Raw genomic sequence first — 6000 nt, 5'->3', positions numbered from 1 at the left:
ACTCCAAAGGAAACAAAATGAATGAGACCTCTTACGAAATCGTTTGCGAACTACCTTTGACGCGCCACGCGCGCCTGGGCAACACGCAAGAGATTTTGCGTTTCAACAGCATCTGGATTCAGTTGTAAGGCTCTTTCAAAAGCCTTGACAGCATCTGGATACGCCTCTGTTTTTGTATGGCAGATACCGAGCTCATGATACGCTTGAGCGTTTGTCGGATAGATTTGGATAATCGTAGTGAATGTTTCCATGGCGTGGTTGAACTGTTCTGTTTCTCGATAAACGTAACCCAGCTGCATGAGTGCCTCGGCGAAGTCAGGTTGCCGAGTTATCGCCTTTTCGAGTGCAACAATGGCTTCAGGGAACATACCTTTATGTCTGTAAGCGAGACCGATCCCATAATGTGCATATACGAGCGTAGCATCACGCGTAAGTGCCTTCTGGTACTCAGCAATCGCCTCATCAAGCCGTCCTGCGAGTCCGTAGATTCTGCCCAAATCAACGTAAGCCGCCGCCATGTCGGGTCGTAACTGAATAACGCGCTTATACGCAGCAATCGCCTCAGCGAGTTTCCCCTGCATTACGTACACTGTGCCTAAGTTATGATGTGCCTCAATTAATGTCGGCTTGATCTCAATAGCCCGTTGATAAGCCGCCGCTGCCTCTTGCAGTCTTCCGGCACGCTGGTAAGCAGTTCCGCTGTTATTGTAGTCCTGCGCAGATGGTGAAACCGATGATTTTGTGGATGTCGCGGATGCTGGCTTTTTTTGAGTCGAAATTTGTTCGTTGTTTTGACATCCGATAGTTAACCCGAAGATTGTCAGAAAGAGGCATCCGTACATCCATGTTTTTAATTTTTTCTTGCGGGGTAATAAGCATCGTTTTGTAATTGAAGTGTGTTCCATCTATCCACTCTCCACTTCGTTACGGGTTTACGGTTTAGGAACATCGAAGGAAAAGAAGCGTAAGCGGAGCGGTGTTAAGTCCGGAAATTAAAAACCTTCGACGACCTCTATGAGTTGATTCGCCTCAAGTTCTACGGACTGGTCTATCTCATCAGAGGGCCATAGGATTTCAAGTTGCGTAACCGCTTTATTTTTCCCCAATCCGAAGGTCAATGTCATTTCGCTTTGAGAACAGTAACTACCGCCGGTCCGGACGATTTGCTGTTGAACGCTATCCCCCAAAGTTAACCGAACACGCGTCCCGATTCCATCGCGATTACTACGGGTGCCCATTACCCTCACTCGGAGATAATTAGATGAAGGTTCACTATCGTTACGCAGGAGCCATACACCGCCGTAATCTTTGGTAACGCCGTTATTACTTACGAGAAGGTCCACATCACCGTCGTTATCGTAATCGCCATAAGCGCACCCGCGTCCAACACCTATACGATCAAGCCCCGCAGCCTTTGTGATCTCTCGAAACCTGCCGTCCTGCTGGTTTCGGAAGAGTGAAGGGCGTTGTGCATAAGGGATATGCTGCTGATATCGCAGTGCCTCCGGCTCAATATGTCCATTAACGCAAAACAGGTCGAGTGCTCCATCCAAATCGCAATCGAAAAACAGGATTCCAAACGTCAAAGAACGGTAACTTAGTTTTCCAATTCCTGCTCTATCCGTTCTATCTGTAAAGTAAACCGCATCTGGTTCCGCATAAAAAAATCCTGTTTTCTCATTACTAAAATTACCGATAATGATTGCGGTGCCGCCATTGTTATAGACATCCGCTGCGTCAATCCCCATGCTTCCGCGTGCTTTCCCTGTCTCACTGAAGGCGACTCCCATTAACACGGCTTCGTCGGTAAATGTGCCATCGCCGTTATTGCGATATAAAAAATTAGGTTCAGTATCGTTCGCCACCGCGAGGTCGATCCATCCGTCATGATTGTAATCCAAGAGCGTTACACCGAGTGATTTACCTATTGGATTATACAATCCTGCCTGCGATGTCATGTCGGTAAACCTACCACTGCCTTGGTTGCGATAGAAACGACAGGATTGACCTGGATAGACGGTGGGCGTGCAATAGGTTCTGTATTGTTTCTTGCCCGTCGGATTTACCGTGCACTTAACATCTGTTTCAGGTGTCCATTCAACGTAGTTGCAAACGAACAGATCCAACCAACCGTCTTTGTCGGCATCGAAGAAGGCTGCACTTGTCGACCAACCGGTATCGCCTATCTTGGCAAATTCGGTGACATCTGTGAAAGTTCTATCGCCGTTATTGCGGAAGAGTCGGTTTTTACCTACATTGGTAAAATAGATATCGAGGTCGGTATCGTTATCATAATCAGCAGCCGCTATCCCCATGCCGTACATCGGCACGTTGAGTCCTGCTGCCTCAGTGACGTCAACAAACTGTCCATTCCCTGCGTTTCGGTAGAGTTTCGGGGTATCCACGGGACCTTCAGGGATCAAACTCGTCCCATTTGCGAGCAGAATGTCCAAATGGCCATCTGCGTCGTAGTCCAAAAAAGCGCAGCCTGCTCCCATCGTCTCAGGCATATAACGTTCACCGGTTGCCCCCGTAAAATGTCGGAATTCAATACCCGACGCATCAGTGACATCCGTAAATTTTACATCTGCCTCCGCTGCAATACATAAACAGACAAGAACGCACGAGAAAACAAAAGTCTGCATGTTGTGTTTTCTTAACAATAATTTTCAAGAGATTAGGCTTGGCAAAACTTAACACTTTGCGGGCGCCGATGGTAAAGGGATACCAGCTGCCGAACTCACCATGGATCTTAGAAATGCGCGTCGGTCAATCATGATTTACATTGTTGTTACTTGTTCTACTTATTCTAAACAACTTCGGAATTTTTGTCAAACAGTTTATGCTGGTAAATACAGAGGTATCATTGACGACATAGGTATTTTTAATGTGGTTCTGAGTGAGGATGAGATTCAGAGTATCATGGATGATGGATTGGAAAAGGCTTTCGCCGTTTCTCCGACCGACAAACTCACCACCACATGGGCAGCCATAAAGAAATAGTAGATCCACACATAAAGAAGGCAAGGACACATCGTCCTTGCCTTCTTCTATTTAACCCAACTCACAGATTCAACAACGGTTTTCAAAAGGTTAAGTTTTGTAAAACTCAACCGTTGTCCCTGCCATATCTTCCACTTTTTCTATCAATGCCTGTCGTTCGTCATCGTCCATGCCTGTGAAGGTCTTCGCAATGTCGATCTTCTCTTGCATCTGTTTTGCATTGTCTGGACCGGTAACGATTGTACTCACGGGCAACGACCAAACGAAACGAATCGCTTCGGAGACACTAACACGATTTGGGACAACTTTCGGATTTGAACCGTGTTTGCCGTGTTGCGACCCTCCGAAGAAACCTCCGTTTGCTAACGCCTTCATTCCAATCACACCAATATTTCGTTCAATGAGCGTCGGCACGATTCTTTCAATGAAACTCTCGTAACTGACATCAACGAGATTCATCGCTAATTGACAGGTATCAAAAATATCAGTCTGTTCAAGGACGCGTTCATGCGCGGCTGGACTTGCATGTCCAGTGAATCCAATATAGCGGGTTTTACCCGTTGCCTTTGCTTCCAACATAACGTCAAGGATGCCGTTATCAATCCGATCATTGACATCCGCAGGATTCTGCACAGAGTGCATCTGCCAGAGGTCGAGCTGATCGGTATTCAAGCGTGTCAGTGAATTTTCAAGATGTTCCCATGCTTTCGTCGCGTTTCGTGCTGTTGTTTTTGTCATAAGAAACACATCATCGCGATATTTTGGAACAAGCAGTTTACCGAGTCGACGCTCGCTACCGCCACCTTGATAGGATTCTGCACTATCAAAGAAGCGCACACCCCCTTCAAGTGCTGTCTCAATCGTTTTCTGAGCCTCTGCTTCGCTCATTTCCCCGATATGCCAGCCACCTATACCGAGCATCGTTACAGCTTCTCCGGTGCGTCCAAACCTCCGTGTCGGTAGGAGAGTCCCCAAGCGGTCACTTGCAGTCTCTTCCTCACCACCCTCTGCACACGCAGATGACAAGAGAACGCCTGTTGTCAAACTTGCCATCGATTTTAGAAATGCACGTCGGTCAATCATGGTTCTTACCTCCATTGGTTTCCAAAAAAATATTTTAAATCATTTCTGGATTTTTGTCAACCATTTTTCAATTGGCAATTAGCAATTGGTCGTTAGCGATCAGTAAGCGTCTCGCTCGCGACCCATCACTAGTGCTGTGTCACAAGGGACTGCCCCTACAGGGAAAATCCCTTCAACCCAACTGACAATACTATCAAACGCAACTTGACACAGCACTAGAAAAAAATAGGTGCCAGATTTTTTCCTTGATTTAAGTCGCGATGTGCGTCTATAATTAACAGTCCAGCATACTATGATTTTTTTGTGTTCCATGCAAATACGAGATTTGCCAGATGAAAAACATTTTATTGAAGACAATCCCCGATAAACTCGTTGTGTTAACCTTCGACGACGGGTGCAAATCACAGGCGACTTTCGCCGCGCCGATCCTCAAGGCTTATGGCTTCGGTGCAACCTTCTATATCACCGAAGGGCTCAACTTCCTCACCAATAAAGAAGCGTATATGACGTGGGAAGAGGTGAAGGGATTACACGACGACGGTTTCGAGATTGGTAATCACACGCGCCATCACCGAAACGTCACGCAACAACCCGCTGAGGAACTCAGCGCGGATTTGGTGCATATTGACGCACGGTGTGAGACTTACGGCATTTCAAAGCCGACAACATTCTGTTATCCGGGTTATAGCCATGGCGACGCGGCAGTCCAAGTACTTGCTGAACACGGTTTTCATTTTGCCCGACGCGGTGTTGCGCCAGAGTTCCCTTACAGCGGAGAGGGCGCGCGCGGACCTGCTTACAATCCAACCCTCCATCATCCGCTCTTGATTCCAACGACGGGAGCCTCCGGTCCCAATTGGGAATTTGATGACTTCACGTGGGCACTCACCCAAGCAACAGATGGAAATATCGCCATCCTTACCTTCCACGGTGTGCCGGATATTGAGCATCCATGGGTCCACACAGAACCGGAACAATTTGAAGCGTATATGGCATTTCTCTACGAAAATGATTACAAGGTCATCGCGCTCCAGGACCTCACAGATTATGTAGGCTCACACGCTCTGTGAGAGTGTGGCAATTGATCCGTACAGACAGACTCGCTGGGTGTCTTCGGCACAGTGTTGGGGACGTATCAAATATATTGAAATAATATAGATGGAGATAAAAGATACAGCGGGCGTGTGTTGTAGGAGTGCCTGCTCACTTTATAAACTATGCTTAGAGAATTTACAAATAGTCTGACCCGATGGGATACGTTACTGTTTAACCGTATCTTTGGTTGGGGCGATAGAAGAGTTCTGAGTCGCTCATTTCGTCTCATTTCTTGGAGTGCTAACGGGTGTCTATACCCATTTTTAGTGTTATACGTGCACTTAACGTTCGGCTCAGCTGCCAGCAAGCCACTCCTTTTATCAGCAACACTTGCATTTTTGCTTGAGAGACTCCTATACCATTTCCTCAAGCAAGCAATGAAACGGGATCGACCGTATGAACGGATTGTCGACGTACAATTTCGGGTGCGTCCACCAGATCGTTTTAGTTTTCCATCCGGACACACTGCGTCTGCTTTTGTGATGATGACGCTGTTGTCGAGTACCCTCCCAACTTTACAAATTCCGACGCTTTGCTGGGGCACTATGGTCGGTGTTGCGCGCGTATATCTCGGTGTCCACTATCCGACAGATGTGCTCGCCGGGGCACTCCTTGGGATATTCGCAGGGCAGATGGGTATGTGGTTCATGATGTAGACAGATAGTATTTTATGCAGAGGCTCCCCTTGCCCGGGCAGAAAATGCTTGTCATTGATAAATAACGCTCAGAAGGCGAGGTGTTTCCCTCGGACACCTCGCCTATTCATTTTTATAGTCAATCCCGAAATACGTGGGCATTCTGAAAGCCCGAAATACCCTC

Annotated in this window: 6 protein-coding genes; 3 read left to right on the top strand and 3 right to left on the bottom strand. The window is 47.2% G+C overall.

Going from position 1 to position 6000, the window contains the following annotated elements:
• Nucleotides 1–50: 50 nt before the first annotated feature.
• Both J4G07_07320 and J4G07_07315 read right to left on the bottom strand, forming a co-directional pair.
• Nucleotides 51–905: a tetratricopeptide repeat protein gene (locus tag J4G07_07320; GenBank protein MCE2413798.1), complete on the bottom strand. Its 855-nt coding sequence runs from the start codon at nucleotides 903–905 to the stop codon at nucleotides 51–53.
• An 87-nt stretch (nucleotides 906–992) separates the two neighbouring features.
• Complete coding sequence (locus J4G07_07315; GenBank protein MCE2413797.1) at nucleotides 993–2645, bottom strand: CRTAC1 family protein; 1653 nt, start codon at nucleotides 2643–2645, stop codon at nucleotides 993–995.
• A gap of 100 nt (nucleotides 2646–2745) precedes the next feature.
• Between J4G07_07315 and J4G07_07310 the strand changes: the two genes are divergently transcribed.
• Nucleotides 2746–3003 (top strand): hypothetical protein, encoded by a 258-nt coding sequence (locus J4G07_07310; GenBank protein MCE2413796.1) that lies wholly within the window; start codon nucleotides 2746–2748, stop codon nucleotides 3001–3003.
• 90 nt (nucleotides 3004–3093) lie between these two features.
• Here J4G07_07310 and J4G07_07305 read toward each other — a convergent pair whose 3' ends face one another.
• Nucleotides 3094–4083: an aldo/keto reductase gene (locus J4G07_07305; protein MCE2413795.1), complete on the bottom strand. Its 990-nt coding sequence runs from the start codon at nucleotides 4081–4083 to the stop codon at nucleotides 3094–3096.
• A gap of 335 nt (nucleotides 4084–4418) precedes the next feature.
• On the opposite strand from J4G07_07305, the gene J4G07_07300 reads away from it, so the two are divergent.
• Nucleotides 4419–5156 carry a polysaccharide deacetylase family protein gene (locus tag J4G07_07300; protein ID MCE2413794.1) on the top strand — a complete coding sequence of 246 codons (738 nt, stop codon included), beginning with the start codon at nucleotides 4419–4421 and terminating at the stop codon, nucleotides 5154–5156.
• 147 nt (nucleotides 5157–5303) lie between these two features.
• Complete coding sequence (locus tag J4G07_07295; GenBank protein ID MCE2413793.1) at nucleotides 5304–5837, top strand: phosphatase PAP2 family protein; 534 nt, start codon at nucleotides 5304–5306, stop codon at nucleotides 5835–5837.
• Nucleotides 5838–6000: the final 163 nt, after the last annotated feature.

Source organism: Candidatus Poribacteria bacterium, assembly GCA_021295715.1.
Classification (GTDB): Bacteria; Poribacteria; WGA-4E; order WGA-4E; family WGA-3G; genus WGA-3G.
This window is presented reverse-complemented; position numbering and strand designations above follow the sequence as displayed.